Annotated in this window: 13 protein-coding genes; 3 read left to right on the forward strand and 10 right to left on the reverse strand. The window is 54.8% G+C overall.

Annotated elements, in window-relative coordinates; translation table 11 throughout:
• Nucleotides 1-584: 584 nt before the first annotated feature.
• Complete coding sequence (locus ASB66_RS24035) at nt 585-1,817, forward strand: pyruvate kinase (protein WP_234614226.1); 1,233 nt, start codon at nt 585-587, stop codon at nt 1,815-1,817.
• Nucleotides 1,818-1,924: 107 nt separating this feature from the next.
• On the opposite strand, the gene ASB66_RS24040 is transcribed toward ASB66_RS24035, so the two are convergent.
• The 8 genes from ASB66_RS24040 to ASB66_RS24080 form a co-directional block, all read right to left on the reverse strand.
• Nucleotides 1,925-4,261, reverse strand: coding sequence for a polysaccharide biosynthesis tyrosine autokinase (locus ASB66_RS24040; RefSeq protein WP_060716806.1), 2,337 nt, complete (start codon nt 4,259-4,261; stop codon nt 1,925-1,927).
• A gap of 640 nt (nt 4,262-4,901) precedes the next feature.
• A complete protein-coding gene (locus ASB66_RS24050) occupies nt 4,902-5,897 on the reverse strand; it encodes a glycosyltransferase family 2 protein (protein WP_060716808.1) in 996 nt (331 codons plus the stop codon).
• Entirely contained in the window at nt 5,894-6,826 is a 933-nt protein-coding gene (locus ASB66_RS24055; protein ID WP_060716809.1) for a glycosyltransferase family 2 protein, read from the reverse strand. The genes ASB66_RS24050 and ASB66_RS24055 overlap by 4 nt, the downstream gene beginning before the upstream one ends.
• Nucleotides 6,823-7,848: a glycosyltransferase family 2 protein gene (locus ASB66_RS24060; RefSeq protein ID WP_060716810.1), complete on the reverse strand. Its 1,026-nt coding sequence runs from the start codon at nt 7,846-7,848 to the stop codon at nt 6,823-6,825. The genes ASB66_RS24055 and ASB66_RS24060 overlap by 4 nt, the downstream gene beginning before the upstream one ends.
• On the reverse strand, nt 7,838-9,082 hold the full coding sequence (locus tag ASB66_RS24065; protein ID WP_060716811.1) for a glycosyltransferase family protein: 1,245 nt from the start codon (nt 9,080-9,082) through the stop codon (nt 7,838-7,840). The genes ASB66_RS24060 and ASB66_RS24065 overlap by 11 nt, the downstream gene beginning before the upstream one ends.
• Before the next feature lie 225 nt (nt 9,083-9,307).
• A complete protein-coding gene (gene exoK, locus ASB66_RS24070) occupies nt 9,308-10,114 on the reverse strand; it encodes an endo-1,3-1,4-beta-glycanase ExoK (protein ID WP_060716812.1) in 807 nt (268 codons plus the stop codon).
• A gap of 1 nt (nt 10,115) precedes the next feature.
• Complete coding sequence (locus tag ASB66_RS24075; RefSeq protein WP_234614221.1) at nt 10,116-11,240, reverse strand: acyltransferase family protein; 1,125 nt, start codon at nt 11,238-11,240, stop codon at nt 10,116-10,118.
• A 398-nt stretch (nt 11,241-11,638) separates the two neighbouring features.
• A complete protein-coding gene (locus ASB66_RS24080; protein WP_060716813.1) occupies nt 11,639-13,117 on the reverse strand; it encodes a lipopolysaccharide biosynthesis protein in 1,479 nt (492 codons plus the stop codon).
• 235 nt (nt 13,118-13,352) lie between these two features.
• Between ASB66_RS24080 and ASB66_RS24085 the strand changes: the two genes are divergently transcribed.
• A complete protein-coding gene (locus ASB66_RS24085; protein ID WP_060716814.1) occupies nt 13,353-14,312 on the forward strand; it encodes a glycosyltransferase family 2 protein in 960 nt (319 codons plus the stop codon).
• Between the two features lie 73 nt (nt 14,313-14,385).
• On the forward strand, nt 14,386-15,351 hold the full coding sequence (locus tag ASB66_RS24090; protein WP_060716815.1) for a polysaccharide pyruvyl transferase family protein: 966 nt from the start codon (nt 14,386-14,388) through the stop codon (nt 15,349-15,351).
• A 117-nt stretch (nt 15,352-15,468) separates the two neighbouring features.
• Here the strand turns inward: ASB66_RS24090 and ASB66_RS24095 are convergent, their stop codons facing one another.
• Together ASB66_RS24095 and ASB66_RS24100 are read right to left on the reverse strand one after the other, a co-directional pair.
• The gene (locus tag ASB66_RS24095) at nt 15,469-16,485 is read right to left on the reverse strand and encodes a glycosyltransferase family 2 protein (protein ID WP_060716816.1); all 1,017 of its coding nucleotides are present in this window, start codon (nt 16,483-16,485) and stop codon (nt 15,469-15,471) included.
• Nucleotides 16,486-16,757: 272 nt separating this feature from the next.
• The gene (locus ASB66_RS24100) at nt 16,758-17,006 is read right to left on the reverse strand and encodes an exopolysaccharide production repressor protein (RefSeq protein WP_233741811.1); all 249 of its coding nucleotides are present in this window, start codon (nt 17,004-17,006) and stop codon (nt 16,758-16,760) included.
• Nucleotides 17,007-17,652 lie beyond the last annotated feature (646 nt).

Below are 17,652 nucleotides of genomic sequence, written 5' to 3' on the forward strand. Positions count from 1 at the left end.
CCATCCCTGCGATCTCAACAAAGCCCCTGCATCGCAGGGGCTTTTTGCGTTGGGAAGGCTGTCATCATTGTGGTGACCTTGCCTCGTTGAAATAATTCATTTTGAAGTAAACTCTGGGCCATGCCGCGTATGGTTTCGTCGGGAATCTAGCTCTCGGTTTAACCTCGTAAACACCCTCAATTTCGATGCTACTGCTTTTCGAAATTGCTTTTGTGTAACTTGCGAAGGTGTTGACGTAGCGCAAAGCGGTTTAAGCAGACATCAGTCATTTATGTCCGGAAGGCTTATGTCTTCTGGATAAATCAAGGATGGTGGCGATGGCACAGTTTAATTCTGCTTCGAACGAGAATTCAATCGCCCTAGAGGCATTGCATCGCGACGTTATTGAGCTTCGCGCTGACATTGCTGCTCATGCGCAAGATTTGTTGCAAGGTCTGTGCGGCTCGGCGGTGGTTCCCGCGCAACATAGGCCAGCGATTGAGAACCTTTGTCACTATCTTTCACTGCGCCACCGTGACCTTCGAGTTTTGCAGCGCGAGTTGATGTGGAGAGGGCTGTCGTCTTTGGGACGTCTGGAAAGTCGCGTGCTTCCAACCTTGGATGCCGTCTCCGCAGCGCTGTCGGGACTACAAGGTGTTGTATCGCATCTGGATGAACTGTCAGAGAGTAAATTCTTTGCCGGAGAGCGATCGTTGCGAGCCGCAATGGAGGAATTGTTTGGACCGGCCCGGTCGACGCGACGGGGGCGGATCATGGTGACCATGCCAAGCGAGGCGGTTGATCAGCCGGATTTTGTACTTGATCTCGCCAAACGCGGGATGGACATTGCCCGGATTAATTGTGCTCATGATGACGAGAAGGCATGGACAATGATCTCAGGCCACGTCCGTGCGGCGTCAGAGATCATTGGCCATAAACTGACCGTGTTGATGGATATCGCAGGACCAAAAATTCGTACGGAAGCCGTTGCTGGGGAAAAGCGCAAACTTCAGGTCGGGGACCACCTCAGATTGGTTGCGCAAGGAAAGCCGCGGCCAACGGAGGATGTCGAGTTTGCGGCGACCGTGTCGGTTCCCGAAATCGTCACCCGCGTCGCTGTGGGCCATCGGATTCGATATGATGACGGCAAGCTTGAAGGTGTCGTCGAAGAAACGGGTCCAAACGAAGCGGTCATTCGTGTAACCCATACCAAAACCGGTGGTGTCAAACTCAAGCCCGAAAAGGGTTTAAATCTGCCCGATACAGCGCTTGGTCTTTCGCCGCTGACGACGAAAGACTATTCCGATCTAGCGACCGTTATGGCCCACGCGGATATGCTGGGCTATTCCTTTGTCAGCCATGCCAATGACATCGATCTTTTGGAGGATGCTCTGGCAAAATTTCCGGCTCGTTTACAGCCGCTCGGCTTGATTGCCAAGATCGAGCAGCCGCAGGCTGTGACCAACCTTCCGGAATTGATCGTGCGAGCCCGATGCCGCAACCGCCCCTTTGGTGTGATGATCGCGCGGGGTGATCTTGCGGCTGAAATCGGCTTTGAGCGCGTAGCGGAAATGCAGGAGGAGTTGTTGTGGCTCTGCGAGGCAGCGGCTGTACCCACCATATGGGCAACCCAGGTTCTCGAGGATCTTGTCAAAACCGGTCTGCCGTCCCGGGGAGAGATGACCGATGCCGCCATGGCCGCCCGCGCCGAATGTGTAATGCTGAACAAGGGGCCTGCGGTGGGTGAGGCAGTGAGCCTTCTCGATAGCCTTCTTGCCCGTATGGACGGACATGTGTTCAAGAAGACCCCGACGCTTCGCGCTCTGAAATCATGGTAGCGGACGATTGCTCGTAGCCACCATTTTCTGGTACTTGCCCCTCTCTGTATCGGAAGAGAGGGGCAAGTATATTCCAATCGATGATGTGTGGGTCGCCGTTACCGTGACTATTCCACGTAGTATTTGTTGTATTGCTTACGAAATTTCTCCGAGCCGCCAAAGTCGCTATAGCGGGTCAAGGTCTGCATATCGGTCTTGTTCAAGAGAACGCCAAGGACCTTGTTGCTGATATGCGGTTCTGCTTCGAGTAGATCGGAGACCAGCTTCTTTGGTGTCTTGCCCCATTCGACAACGAAGACGAAACCATCGGCCAAGGGGGCGAAGGCCTTGGCATCGACGACTGGGCCAAGCGGTGCAAGGTCTACGATAATGTAATCGAACGATTGGCGCACATTTTCGAGCAAGGCATTCATGCCCGGCGATGCGATGAGCTCGTTGGTATGGGCCAGAGATCGGGCTGCCGCGCCGGGAACGATGGGTAGGACGGCGAGTTTCGTTTCTTGATCCACCTTGATGCAATCCTGCCAGGAGACTTCACCAAGCACGGCCTGCACGAGGCCGGTTTTCGGGGCGGGTTGCAGAAGCCGGCTGAGGCTCGGATTGCGCAAGTCGGCGTCGATCAGCAATGTCCGCTTGCCGCTGGAGGCAAGGAGAACGGCGAAATTTGCTGCAACCGTAGACTTACCCTCGCCAGGAAGCGCCGACAGGATACCGATCACGCGGCTTGTCTTACCCTGTAGGATAATATCTGTGGCCAGCTTGGTATTGCGCAGGGTTTCAGTGAAGGCCGACCGGGGCGCTTCGATTACGGTTCGCATCATTCTGTCAAGCGATACATTTTCCGCGCCAGGAACGACAGTCGCTCCCTTAGGCGCTTTCTGGCGCCAGCGGGCGAGTTTGGGGTTGATTGCCTTTTTCAACTTTGGACCGAGACGGGGCAGGTAACCCAGCGATTTTTGGCCAAGTGTGGTGCGCACATCGCTTTCCAGCCGGAAATACCGTTCCTGCATTTCCTGAAGAAAGGCCAACCCGGCACCGGCCATCAGGCCGAGAACCATGGAAAGGGCGATTACCATGGTCTTCTTCGGGCTTGATGGTGAGGCTGGTACACCAGCCTCCGAAATGACCCGCGCCTTGGCCGCAGGAAGGGACTGGCTTTGGCTTGCCACTTCGTAGCGACTTAGGAAAGCTTCATAGAGAGTTTTGAGGGCTGATGATTTCTGCTCAAGTTCTCTCAGATGCACAAGCGATCTATTGGCGTCGGAATTGGTGCCGGTCAACTTCTCCAGGCTCCCGCGCAGCGATTGCTCACGCGATCTGGCAACGTCGAATTCATTGCCATAGCTTGACGTCAGTTGTTGCAGTTCCTGGAAAATCTGGCCGCCGACATTGTCTTTTTCAGCCTTTAGCGCTTTGGCCTGGGGATGGGTCGGGCCAAAATTGGCGACGATATCCTGTTCGCGCTTTTCGATCGACAAATACCGGCTTCGCAGATCCTGGAGCACCTGATTGGCGCCAGCCTGTCCGGAAACGATGGCATTCTTGACCGCATTTTGCGGGCCTTGCGTGACGATGCTTTTATATTGCTCGTAGCGGGCCTGAGCGCTTGCCGCATCTGCCTGGGCAACGATCAGCTGTTTGTTGAGGTCGGTCAACTGCTGTTCCGACATCAGTTCACCGCCCGTTTGGGTCAGGCCGTTTTCTGCCTTGTATTTTTCAACGTCCAACGAGGCCAGTTGGGCACGCTTTGCCAGATCGTCCAAGCGACCTTGCAGCCACAGTGTCGCCCGCTCACTGGCGTCGAAATTGGCATTCAACTGATCGGTGAGGAAGGCATCTGCGTAGGCTTTGGTGACTTTCGCCGACAGAAGAGGGTCGGGAGAGCGATAGGATACGGCGATGACAGCACTGCGCATCACCCTCTCGACAGTAATGTTCTGCTGTAGCATGGCAGCGGCCTTGCCGCGCCGACCGGCTGCAATTTCCGCATCGGTCAATTTTGGTCCGGCGCTGACCAGCCTCTTTACGGATCGCAACATGTCCTTGACGAAGGATACCGGCGAGGCGGGAGGATTGGTGACCAGCTCGTTATCGCTGAGCTTGGCCTCGTCGACGACCCGCAGGGCCATACTGTTGGATTTGAGGATTTCCACAGCGCTGGCCAGCTCGGTATCGGCCTGGGAACGGTCACCGGGCGCTGCCTTGTCGTCTTGCGTGTAGCGCGACAGGCTGTCATCCAGCAGGATCTGCGTCATCGACGTATAATAGGGTGTCGTGAAGAGGAGATAGGTGACGCCGAGCATCACGAAGAGGGCGATCGACAGCCCAACGATCCTGGCCCTGCGCACGGCAATGGTCAGCAGTCTATCAAGATCGATAAAGGAATCGGCTTCAGGCTGCTCCCGTTGCAGAACGGCTTTATAGGGATAACTTCTCTCGTTCATGGGGCGGCTCTTCATAATTCGTTGCGGAACATAGTTTGGTCCAAGGATGTCTCGGCTGCACCAGGCATAAGCCGGAAGCCGGCTTCAAACGTGGTTGAGGCATGGATGGCTGTCAGGAAAAGACCTCCGCTGATCTGCCAGGATCGATTTAGGGTTCGTCTCCCGTCAATGCCGTCTGGGCGGGAGCTTTTCGTCAGGGCATGGTCTGTCAACGGACAACTGGACCGCCGCGACTGCTCATGCGCATTGGAAAAACTCACACTCATACAGCACTCCAAACCCTTGATCTCGACAGATGCCCGTTTCGCAGCTTCGTTAGGATCGGAATGATCCGACCCGGACGAAGCAAATTGTAGAACAATGTTGATATTCCGGTGCCTGATGTCATTCATGACGAACAAACCAGGCCCAGGCACTTTATATTCCAGCATTGCTTTAGCCTTAAATCGATTTCGGACTTAAGGACTTTGCACTATAGGACGTCTTGGTCCGCCTGAATACGGCATTCATGCGACGGAACCGATTCCTTTAAAAAAGAGTAAACAGCGCAGGTCAAGATCGCGCCGGGTTGGGACAGGGGCATCGTTAATTTTGGTCTTGGCGTGCAAAGATCCATGTCACTTCTCTTTAAAGTAGCGGGTTAGCCCTTGATGGGCGGTTCGGCAGAAGAGGTAGCGGCTTTTGATATCCGGCCTTTCTGCAGGCTCTTTATCAGTCGCTGAAGACGAACGGAGATTGGCATTTTCAGATGGCGCAGCGCCAAGGGATTGGCAAGGGCGGTTTTGATAACACCGGACAGCGATCGTGCCTTGAGACTATCGATCAGATTGATGAAAGCGCGTGCTTCCTTGAGGCTGCGGGTTCGGGCCGTCTGGGCCGCAAGGGCTGCCCCTTTCAGCGGATAGCGGGCGATGAAACCGGCATCGGCGGCCATCATTGCATCGACATGATGGAGGCGAAGCACCCGCGAGATCGAACCCTCCCTGATATAATAGAGATAACCCGCAGTCGGCTCTATCGTGCAGAGGGCATTCTCGGCCAAGGCCGAAGCCAGCAGCAGATAATCCTCGCCGATTCTCAGGCTCTCATCGAACCGCAGGCCTTTGTCATTCAGGAAACTGCGCAGGAAGACAGGCTTCATATAGCCGAAATTATGTTCGGATCGAAACAGGATGTTGGAGCCGATAAACCGCGCCAGGTCGATTTGGCCGATATGCGCCAGCGCGTCTTCCAGAAACATCGTCCGGCAGCTGCCATTCATGTCGATCACGTCGAGATTATCGACAACGACCTGGGCCTTTTCGTCCTCGGCGCGCTCGATCATTCGAAACAGGCGCATCGGTTTGAACGTATCGTCTGAATCCAGTACGGCGATCCAGCGGCCACGGGCTGCATCTATTGCCGCATTTCTGGCACCACCCGGCCCTTTGTTGCGCTCCAGGGCGATCAAACGTATGCGGGGGTCGGTGAGGGCAGCGACCCGTTCGAGCGTATCGTCGGATGAGCAATCGTCGACAACAACAACTTCGACTGTGACATTGACCTGTGACAGGGCGCTTTCAATGGCGCGCTCGATGGTTTCACCGGTATTATAGGCGGCAATCACCACTGTGACGTCAGGGGTCCAGGCGATCATGGCTTGGCAGTCTCCAGTGATCCGTATTGGTGGATTTCACGAAAGCCGAGAATGCCGGAGATCGCACCGAGATGCAGGATGCCGCGCAGGATATAGCGATGGCGATGGATCGGCATGAAGGCGAAAACCAGTGCGGCCAGAAAGCAGAAAACGGCCTTTGCCCCGGCCATCAGGATTGCCTTGAGTTTCGTCAACGGTCCCTGGCCTTCAGCCACCAGCCGGCCATGGGTCTGGCCCATGCGGTAGCGGCGCTTGGCCAACCAGTCGAACCGGCTGCGCGATGGAGTTACGGGCTCATGGAGGAGGGCGTTCTCAGCATATGCGATCTTGCCGCCATTTCGATATATGTACGTGAAATACTCGGTATCCTCTCCGCCAGTCTTGCCCAGCGCCAGATTGAAGCGGCGTTCCGCAAGGCGTGGTGAGCGCAGATCGAGAAGCACGTTGCAGGTATAGCCGGTGCGGATCTCACCGCCGACGAACACCGGGAATGTCGAGTGAAAGTCACCTTTGCGCATCCATTCCGGCGCGTTGTCACTATAGCTTGCCCTGACGGGACCAAGCACGGCATCGGCGCCTGTTTGGCGGGCGACCGCCAGCAGTTCGTTTAGCCAGCTTTCCGTTGCGGTCTCGTCATCGTCGATAAAGGCGAGGTAATCGGCATCGCTGGCATCCAGGCAGGCATTGCGGGCGATGGATATATTGCCAGCCGGGCAATGGACGTAAATCAGCCCGCAGGGAAGACGCGGGCGCAGGCTATCGACCAAGGATGCGGCGCTGGGCGTCTGGTCATTGTCGGCAACGATGATGCGCAATGACACACCGGTGGGAACGTCGATCATGGCGAGTGATAAGAGAGCCGTCTCAAGCTCTGGCCGCCGGAAGGTGCAGATGCCGATATCGATGCGGATGGGATGGGCGGCATTCATGACGCAACCTCTTGACTGGGCGGCAGCGGATAGGTTTTGCGGTTGCGAAAATCCAACATTTCCCGCCAGAAACCGGCTGACCAGGCGAAATGCATGATCATTGCCGAGAGGGCGGCCAGCGGTCCGAGCGGTTGGCGCTCGCCGATGGCGAGCCAGACGCCGTAGCCAACGCAGGCCAGCGCCCAGACGATAAGCGGGATGAGTGCGAGCCAGCTGAACACACACAGCAATGCGAAAACGGCAACCGGAGCCACAGCCAGCGGAATGAGCTGACGCAGGCTTGGACGGGAGCGATGTTTTAGGAAATTCTGGGCGCGGCCGCGGCCATAGCCGAAATATTGCCGGTAGAGCGGCAGGGGGCTGGAGCGTGGATAATAGACCATGCTGGTATTGGCGGTCATCCAGACACGAAAGCCGGATTTATTCAGTCGGTAGTCGAATTCCGCATCTTCGTTATGGCGGAACGATTCATCATAGCCGCCAATCGCCTTATAGGCGGCAATGCGGATCAGGGCGTGATGGCCATGATCCGTCCAGTGACTTTGAGCGCCAGTGCGATGCTTGGAGCCACCGTTGCCGAGTTTGGAATTCTGGGCCAGCGCCGTTGCCTTCTGGAACGTTCCAAAACCAACCGTCAACATGCCGACAACGACGGAATCAGCCCCGGTTTCCAGCGCCTCTGTCACCAGGGTCTGGCAATAGTCTTCAGGATAGGTGCCATGGGCATCGATGCGAATGATATAGTCATAATCATTGCCGAATTGCGCAACGGCCAGGTTGACTGCGGCGCTCTGGATCTTCTTCGGATTGTCGATCAACCGGACCTTTGAATTCACAGCGGAAATGCGCGAGACGATCGCCTGGGTCTGATCGCGGCTGCCGCCATCGGCCACGACGATTTCAGCATTCAGATCGTCAAGCGCCTTGGACAGATTGGCGATCACGCCCGCGATATGTTTTTCTTCGTTGAGGCAGGGGATGACGATCAGGCATCTTACGGATTTCAGCTTGTCAGCCGTCATGAGCGTCTACCTTGTTCGTAAGGGTTGGCTTGGTTGAGAGGAGCGGCGCCTTCAGGGCGTTTGAATTGAGCGAGCGGGAGGCCATGGGATCTGCGGGAAGCGCTGCAAGTCGGCGCACCAATGTCTCGCAATCGGCTCTGGTGAGCGTGAAGCTGTGTGGGTCTTGTGCGGCAACCGCATCGAAGGCGGACTGATAGCGCTCGGCAGTCATGGTTTCAAACAGCGAAACGAGGGACGAGACGCTTGCATCCGGCAATTCAAAGCCGATGCCCTTACGGTCCAGGTATCGTGCCGTCTCCGTCCCCTTCAACGCAATGGGAACGGTGCCATAGCGGCATCCTTCATAGAGTCGGTTCGGCAAAAGCCAGCTTGAATTCTGGCCCTCCTCGTAGAAATCGATGGCCCAGACAAATTGAACCTGCTGGTAAATGCCAGCCAGGTCCTCGGGATTTTTGTAGGGTCCATGAAAATTGACATACGGTTCGCGTGCGACCTGAGCGTCGAAATTCTCAAACTCGATATGGGCTGGCCGTCCACGCATCTCAACAATTGCTGAACCCTGCATCGACCGGGTGAATTCACCGAGCAGTTTCAGGGATTTCGAACAGCGCAGCGCGCCGAACCAACCAATGCGCCAAGGCTGGCCGGGAGCCGGAACCCGCGGTGTCAGCGCCAGCGGTGCGTCTTGCCCGGACAAGTCGAGCACTTGGTTTTCAAGCAACATGGTCGGCAGATCCAGACCTGAAAGCGGCTGGAAATACTGTTCGACAAAAGCCGGAGAGCTGGTGATCAACAGGCTTGCCTGACGACCGAGCCGCGCTTCCAGACCGCGCAGCGATTTGCCGAGCGGATCATTGCGCAGCATCAACCGATGAATGTCGAGACATTCATAGACCATCGGCACGGCTGCACCGAAAATATGGCGAGCGCGACGGCCTATGGCCAGCATTTCGAGATTGCGGGCAATGATCACGTCCGGGCGCGGCAGATGGCCAAGTTTGGCCGCAGCTGACAAGCTGGCTTTTAACACCGTTGCGGCGCGGTGAGCAAAGCGGCCATCGGCGGTTATTCCAAGCTCAATTGGCTGAACACCTTCCACCGCGGCCAATTTGTTTTCATCGCGGCGAAAGCCAGCCAGCATCACGTCCGCGCCACCGGCACGCAACATCATCACCCTGCGGCGAATGGCAGGATCAGCAAGGTCATGCGCAAGGTATAGCACACGTATGGTCATTGGCCCCCTTTGTGCAATCGCGGGGAAACCCTCGCCAGAGAGGATCCGGTTTCCCGCGCTAAATTGCGTCTTCATGGAAAGGTAAGCCACCCATGGCTTACCTCGCCCCCTGTCATAATGATGCGGCATGTTTTTTCTTGAACCTTACCCGGATCAAGCCATGATGCAGCAGTCTGGCAATGTGGCGTCCCTATCAACGTAAGGCCGCTTTTACATTGTTTGGTCTTAATTCAGCGTACAGGCTACCGATTCCGGGAACTGGCACTTGTCGCCCAGCGCCGTGAATGCCAGTCGCTCTACGGTCATAGTCTGCGGTCCGGAATAGGAAAACGACCCCATCCAATCCTTCAACGTGTCCGTACCCCAAAGGCTGAAGAAGATCTTTTGAGTGTGGCTCGGCAGTTTGGCCTGATCGTTCACGTCCTGAACCAGCTTGCCGTTGACATAATAGCGCAGCCTGTCCTTTTCCCAGACAAAGGCATAGTCGTTGAAGCCCTTGTTGGCGCCGTTATCGACGGCAGCCATTTTTTCATTGCCACCCTTGGCCGAGATATACTGGTTGACCTGAACTTCGTTCAGGTTCTTGCCGAGGATCTCGAAGTCGATCTCATCATGGGGAGATTTGTCGCGCGGGCCGATAAAGGTGAAAAAGGCCGAGTTCAGACCCGACGCGTCGGCGGTCTTCAGGCGCGCCTCATAGGTGCCATAGCTGAAGCGCTGCTTGGTCTGAATTTCGGCGCAGGAATACTGACGCTCGCCCAAGGGCTTGTCGTCAAATGTCAATTCCAGATGACCATCCTTGATTTTCACGTTCTTTTTGGTCCACGTGCAGTTTTGATGCGGTCCGTTATTCCAGCCGTCGGAAATATACCAGCGTTTTAAATCCAGTTTGTCAAATGTATCGACAAAGGACTGGCCTTCGGCGGGCTGCTGGGCATGCGCCGTAGACAGTGTTATCAAAACGGTCGCGCCAAAAGCAGAGGCGCTTAGTAGCCGAGAAAACAGACCTCGGAAAAGCGAGGGATGGTTCATGTCAGTCTCCTTTGCTGAAGGCAAGCGCCCGCCCGGCTGCCACGTTCTTGTTCTTGTCTCTGCCGCTTGCATTGCGCTGGCCGGTCATGACCCCGTACAATCCGGGTGTGAGCCGGATCGCCAGGAAATGGGAGGCAAGCAGCAGGCAGAAGGTGGCGGGTAGCGCAAGGACGTAAAAGAGGGGGTACGGCCCTATATCGAATTTTTGCCAGACCATCCATGCGGTCATCAAGATGGGATAATGCGCACAGAAGATCCAGAAACTAAGTCCGCCAGGGGCGGCGACCAGTGCTTTGCCAAGGCGCGTATTCTTGAGCAGCCGGGTCATTTCCCAGGCTCCCAGACCACCAATCACCGTGATCAGACCATATATCACATCAAGCCAGAGTGGGTGCTCGTTAAAGCCGGTTTGAAACATGCAGACAAAGACCGCCATGGCCGAGACCAGCACGGCTGCCACAATCGGCAAGGCATAACGGTCGAGCTTGCGGATATCGACATTGTGTATCGCAATCGCCGCGCCGGCCGAAAACCCGAGAATGATCGACTTTTTCAGAAAGATCATATTGGGTACCGGCAGGACGACATAAAGCAGCAGAACGCCCAGCGTCAGTGCGGGTTGGCGTTTCACCAGGAAGCCAATCAGCGGCGATAAGAGGAAGCAGAGCAGCAGGTCGCGCAGGAAATAGAGCGGCAGATTGATAGGCCAGTCTTCTGTCGCCAGCGCGAGCGTAACGAGTTCCCGGTAAGATGCGGTGAGAACGCTTGGGAAATATCCTTCGCCATAGCCCAGAGATTGCGTGGTCAGCACATACAGGAAAACGATGCTGTTCCAGAGCAGGAAAGGCAGCAAAACGCTCGAACTTTTCGAGCGGAGCACCTTCTTGTAATTGAAACCGTCAAGGCCTCGGCGAAACATCAGCAGGCCGGAAATCGCACTCAGGCAGGGAACGCCAATGCGAAACAGCATGTCGCCGAGAAATGCGCGCAGCCAATCAAAGGCACCGTATTGGCCAAGATAGGCGTTCGACTGCGGATCGAAGGGGACATGTACGAAGACAATGCCGACGATCAGCATCAACCGCGCCATATGGATGCGCGCGGACAGTTCCTGGTCGATCTTCACGATATTCGGTACTCCTGTCTTCAATATCCTCTATCGTCCCCATCATCCCGGGCCCTTCACAGTATGGGCCATCACCTTCACATTATGGGAATGTGCCTGTAAAAATGTGGCAGTGCAGCAAAAAATTTACGCCTTGATCTTCAATTTTTTGCAGTTTGCCCAGTGAGCTTAGGTGGGGGTAGTGGTGCAATAGCTGGATTTTTTTGTTAAAATCATGTAAATTCAGTGGTTTAAATGTATGCACGTAGAGCTATATGTCTATTCGCGTATGCGAATATTTTTTTGTCCATAGCTCGAAAAAAGCTAAGGAATAGCACCGCCTCCACCATCGGTTTTCCCGGATGAGGGCAGAATGGCTCGATAATGAGGCGGCGCAGAGCAGTTTGCAGCGGTTGTCGTCATTCTGCGGGGGCAGGAGCCACGGCTCTGCGATTGCGCACCATGGTTTTCAGTTTTCTCAACAATTCGGCCTCCGTCAGAACAACGAATACACCGTAGATTGTGCCGCCGATCAGCCCACCAATCAACACCTGCAGTACAGGATTGGGGACGAGATACCCATAAAAATGCAGAAGGGCGCGGACCATGCCGGCCATGATCAGGGCGGTGACCATCGGCCGAGTGGAAATAAACATGCCCTTGAGGAAGGGCATCTGGTCAGCACGAAACACCACCCAGGAATATCCGAAGAGCACGACGACGTTGACGACGCACAGCGCCACCATGGCATCGACCAGGTTTCCGAAAGCTGCGGCAACGGCGACGGCGACGGTGGTGACGATTGCCCGGATGACGGCCCACCAGAAGAGCGTACCGCCGTGCCCGACGCCTTTCAGATAGGGAATAAACGTACTGCAGGGTGTGAGGATGCCCTTGGACAAGGCGAGCAGACCGAGAACCGGCCAGGCCCAGGCCCATTGTGGTCCAAACAGCACCAGCATGGCCGGTTCGGCCAATGCCCACATGCCGAACATCATCGGCGCCAGCAGTACGGTCGTTACCTGCGTGCTCAACATCAACGCCTGAGAGCGGCGATCCCGGTCATGCATCATGGTGCTGAAGGCGGGAAACAGCACGCCCATGACAGCGGACAGGACGACCTGGTTGGGAATACTGGAAAACCGGTTGGCAGCGGAATAAGCGCCGGCATCCGACAGGCCGAGATAACGGGAAATCACCACCATGGGAGATTGGAAGGTGATGAAATTGGCGATTTCCGAGCCCATCATCCCGAGGCTGAAACGGCCGAGCGCCAGGATGCGGCGCGGCTTGAAGGCAAAGCCCGGGACATAGCCCGATACATAAAACAGCCCGCAAAGCCGGATGATGGAGGAGGAAAACAATTGCGCCACCAGCGCCATCACCCCGTAGCCCATCAACGCCATGCCGACCGCAATCAGTGCGCCGGCCGATTCGGAAATCATGCTCCACAACGCGTCCTGGCTGAACTGCATCCGCCGGGCCAGGAGGGCATAGGCAACGTCTCCGGTGAGTTGCAGCGGAATGAGCACCGCCATGATGCGCACCAGCGGCGCGGCCTCGACCGCCCCCAGCATGGCCGAAATCGGTTTGGCAAACACGTAAAGGAGGGTTGCCATCAGGCAGGAAATGATCAAATTCGCCCAGAAAACCGAATGGATTGTTTCCGGCTCTTCCTTTTCCTGGATGACCAGAGCTGCACCGAAACCCGCACCGCCGATCATCGCCAGAAATTGCACCACAGTTAACGCAACGGCGACCGCACCGAATTGATCGGGGGTGAGAATGCGCGCCAGGATCGGGACCGTGACAAATTTAAGCCCGAAAGTGCCTGTTTTGGATAGGACGCTCCAGCCGACATTCCGGGTTACGGATTTCGCATTGACGGTTGGCGGCATGGGTAAACATCCTTGGGTCTGGAAGCGAAAGAGCGAATTACAGCTCTTAAGGGTTGTGGGAAAGCGCCAAAATTGTATGATTCATGGAGAAGTTTTGCTTTCAGGGTGGCAAACACAAGCGCTATGGCGAACCTGATTGCATCGTGGAATATGGTGCAGAGCACCATAGTTTGATAGCGCAAGGGTACAGAACAGGCAACTGAACCTCTTTGTTGAGAAACGACAGGGCAAAAAGATGGCGAAGCTGACAGTGATTATTCCCTTCTATCAGAAGGAAGCTGGAATTTTAAGACGGGCGCTGGGCTCAGTTTTTTCCCAGACGTTTCAGGATTTCGATATTGTCGTGGTCGATGACCAGTCGCCTTATTCCATCGATCTGGAATTGCAACCGCTGGAGCCGCAACACCGAGCCCGTATTCGGGTGATCAAGCAGGAAAACGGTGGCCCCGGCGGTGCTCGCAATACCGGTCTGGACGCAATTTCCGCCGATTGTGACTTCGCTGCCTTCCTGGATTCCGACGATGAATGGGTGCCGGACCACCTGAAAAATGCCTATGAGGCCATGACCCGCTTCAATGCGGATTGCTATTGGGCATCGATCCACGGCGGAGATGATTTCTACTATCATTTCAGCGTTGCCGAGCTGAAAAAGACCGAGAAAACCGTGCAGCTTCAGGAGGTGCCACTGGTACTCGAACTGCCGGAAATGCCAGTGGTGATGCTGAAAAACTGGAGCTTTCTGCATCTGTCCTGCATGGTGATCGGTCGCCCGCTGTTTGAGAAAATCCGTTTTGAAGCCGAACTTCGGCTGGCAGCGGAAGATGTGCTGTTCTTCTGCGATTGCGTGCTGGCGGCCCAACGCGTCATTTTGTGCGATGCCGCCGGAGCCGAGCGGGGCGAGGGGATCAATATTTTCCACAGTATTGATTCGAGTTCTCCTGCCTTTCTTCAACAGCAGCTGAATACCTGGGTGGCGCTCGATACGCTTGAGCGGCGATTCGTCAACAAACCCGAGGCTTTAAGCTTTATCCAGCACTATAAGCAGACGGCACGTAAAAATGCTCTCTGGGGGCAGATGGGCATGGTGAAACGCCGCAAGGTACCGCAGTTCGGTGTGCTATTGAGGTGGATGAGACGAGATCCTGCCATCGTGCAAAGTGCTTTGGCCCTTGCAGTTGGCAAATTTTCCCGTTGATATAAAAGGATATTGCAATGCAGCGATCATGCATTGTCATCGGGCGTCTGCCTCGCCCCGTAAAGGAACACTCATGCAACCTTACTATTGGGAATCTGCCCATGGAAATTTTGGTGACGACCTAAACCTCTGGCTATGGGACTTTCTCCTGCCAGGTTTTCGCGAAGTGCATCCGCAAACTTTGCTTGTTGGGGTCGGAACTGTTCTCAATCGCGCTCTTTTGCCGGAAGGCCAGCATAAACTGGTGATCGGCAGCGGATTTGGCTATGGAAGCCTGCCGGATATGAGCCGACCGGAAGAATGGGATATTAGGTCCGTGCGTGGTCCTTTGACAGCCAAGGCGCTTGGCCTGCCGCCGGAAAAAGGTGTGATCGATCCTGCGGTTATGCTGGCCGACATGCCTGAATTCCAGAAGCTGCCGAAACTCTATAAAAAGAGTTTCGTTCCCCATTGGGAATCAGCAGTTGCGGGCGTCTGGGCATCAGTCGTGCCCAAGCTTGGTCTAAACTATATCGATCCCTGCGGTGAGGCAAAGGCAGTTATCCGCCAGATCCTGCAATCCGAGGTTATTATTGCCGAATCGATGCATGGCGCCATCATTGCCGATGCGCTCCGCGTTCCCTGGGTTGCGGTCAGTACGTCGGTGGCTATCAATAACTTCAAGTGGAACGATTGGGCCTCCACCCTTGGTGTCACTTATAAACCTTTGCGTGTGCCTTTGTCTAGCCGGGCAGAAGCGAAAATGAAGGGTGACAGCTTCTGGGGCATGAACTTTGAAAACGCCAATCCGCCACCGGAAAATCCAAATGACCGGCCCATAGACGAAGCCGTGGTGGTTGAAGCGCGGGGTCCAAGGCAGACCGGATTACGCACCGTTGTCAAGCAAGTCCTGGCGGGTCCAGCCATGCTTGGTCTATGGAAGGCAAGTCGGGCAGAACCGCAACTGAGCCGAGATTCAGTTTTGGAAGAGCGTAAAGCACGGTTCTTGGAGGTCATTGACGGCGTCCGTCGCGATTACGGCATCGGTGCTGCCCCCTGATCATGCAAGTCTGCCCGGTTTATTCTGAGCCGGGCAGGTTTCTCACTTATGACGTGCCGTCATACTTCGTCGATGACTTGTCACAGCGCTGTAGGTGCAGGTTTTTCCTGGAAAATTTTATCTTTGATCGGCATCTGCGATGACAGGCAGGAGATAGCGCAGAGACCCCGAGGATTGGGCAGATTGAGGGCGTGGCCCACTGCCCATCAGCATGTCCTTCTTATCGGCCGCAATCCCGCCGATGATGGCCGGTATAGCCGTAGGATGGGTCGCCGCATATGTTATGGCTGAAAATGCACCCTGATTATTCTTTAAATCGAGGAAATGGCGCAACTCATAGCGGTCGCGGATGTGCTTTTCATGCTGGGTCAAAAGTGACCTCTGTTCCTGCGTTAGGTCTGGATTGGCAAGAATAGAGCGGTCGGCTTCGTAAAGCCGTTTGAGATCTTCGGTGCGATGTTTGCCGCTGAGCGAATCATGACGAACAACGGCGCCATAGCCGCAGCTATGAATAATTTTGTAGCGTGCGCCAGCGACAAGTGCGCGCGCGTAAAGATCATAATCTTCACCGAGGCGGAGCTTTTCATTATACCGCAGGCTATGGCGATCCAGAAAATCGCGGCGCATCACCGGCTTGAGGAAGCCGATTTCCCCGCGTTGCGCGCCTCTTTGGGAAATATTTCCGGCAATGAAATCCTCAAGCACCAGAAGGCGGGCCTGACGCCGGAAACGTTTGACGTCGGTACTGACCTGGGAAACGCATTCCTCTTTTACAAAAACGATATTGTCGGCGATGAAATCCCAATGGTCTTCAGCCATCATCTGAGTGAAGCGTCCTGGCAGGAAAAAATCATCTGCATCGAGAATAGCCAGCAAAGGTGCCGTCGATGCTTCAATGGCGCAGTTACGCGCAGCGGCTGGGCCGCGATTATGGTCAAAACGGATAATTCTCAAGCGCCCGCTGTTGTCATCGGCGGATAGCGCTTCTGCGCCAGTGCCATCCATCGATCCATCATCGACAACGATCACTTCATGCGTTTCGGCTTCCGCCAAGGCAGAACGTACCGCCCGTGCGACGGTGGCGCCAGCGTTTTTAGCGGCAATGATAACGCATACGGTGGAATTCATCGTCATTACGGTCCCCCGTACTCTAATCTGAAGCGCAGGTAGCGCGTTTCTGATAAGAACAGATGACGAAGCAAAATTTCCCCTACATTACGGCAGGAACCGGAAAGGCAGTGGATGTCTCCCGGAGTTCTAATCGCCTTGCTCCAAATCAACCGTTTTCCAAGCCAAACGCGGCTTTCAAACACAAATGCTTGGCGAAGTGAGCCGTGTCAACGGCTTTCGCGCAATCTTTGCCATTTGATTTTGGCTGAAACACGGCCAGGCGAAAACAAGGCCGGTTAGTTGTTGCGCAATGCGGTCTGACCCGTCTTGCCAAGTGCGCGGATCGCGCCATTGCTGGCTGTCGCATCGCTGGTGCCGGTCGCCTGTGTGCGGCGCTTTGTTTCCTGGAAAACAAGATAAGCCACAGCGCAGAAGTAACCGACCTGCAAAACAATGGCGGCCAAAACTGTTTTAATGAGCGTGCCAGCAAGCGAGCCAGACAGGAAATAAGTCGCAACTGCAAACACCAGCAGTGCACCAATCATGCTAAAGAAGACCTTAGGCGCATGCATAATTTAGAGCCTCCCCCCGGTAGATTGATCTTGAGATCGTAACCACTGCCTTCTCCTCAGAGGCATAATGAATATAGGCACCTTGCCTCATTCTTTCAATCTTCATGTTTTTACGGCCCTTTGGCTGCAATCTTGATACGACAATAGAGCAAATGGCTTGCAGGACCGTTACAAAAATCAGTCAATTTTTCTCGCCGCTTTAGGGAATTACTAACTATTTCCTTAGCTTGCGACAGCGCGTCGAGGAAGGTCATTGCGTCTTTGAATAGGGACGGCCTTGTCGTAGAGGCGGCGGCGACCGGGCCGAAAACCTATATTTCGCCTTTCTGAATTCATTAAATCTTTACCTAATTCAATCACGAATTGTTACAATATTAGGATATCGTTTTAAACCTATATGCGTCGCACCATAATGATGCAATGCAATATCCATGTCGGTGGACATCAACCTGAGCCGCTTTCCTCTATTTCACATGACGAATTTATGAAATTTCATTGAGTTCCCATTTATATTAAAAGTAATAAACATTCCATTTGCGGGAAGGTTAAAGGATTTTCATTGCGAAATATCCAAAACCGGAAACCTAAGTGTCACAATGGGACGTTAAATACTTAAATT

Origin of the sequence: Gillisella vitis (assembly GCF_001541345.2) — a bacterium.
Taxonomy (GTDB): domain Bacteria; phylum Pseudomonadota; class Alphaproteobacteria; order Rhizobiales; family Rhizobiaceae; genus Allorhizobium; species Allorhizobium vitis.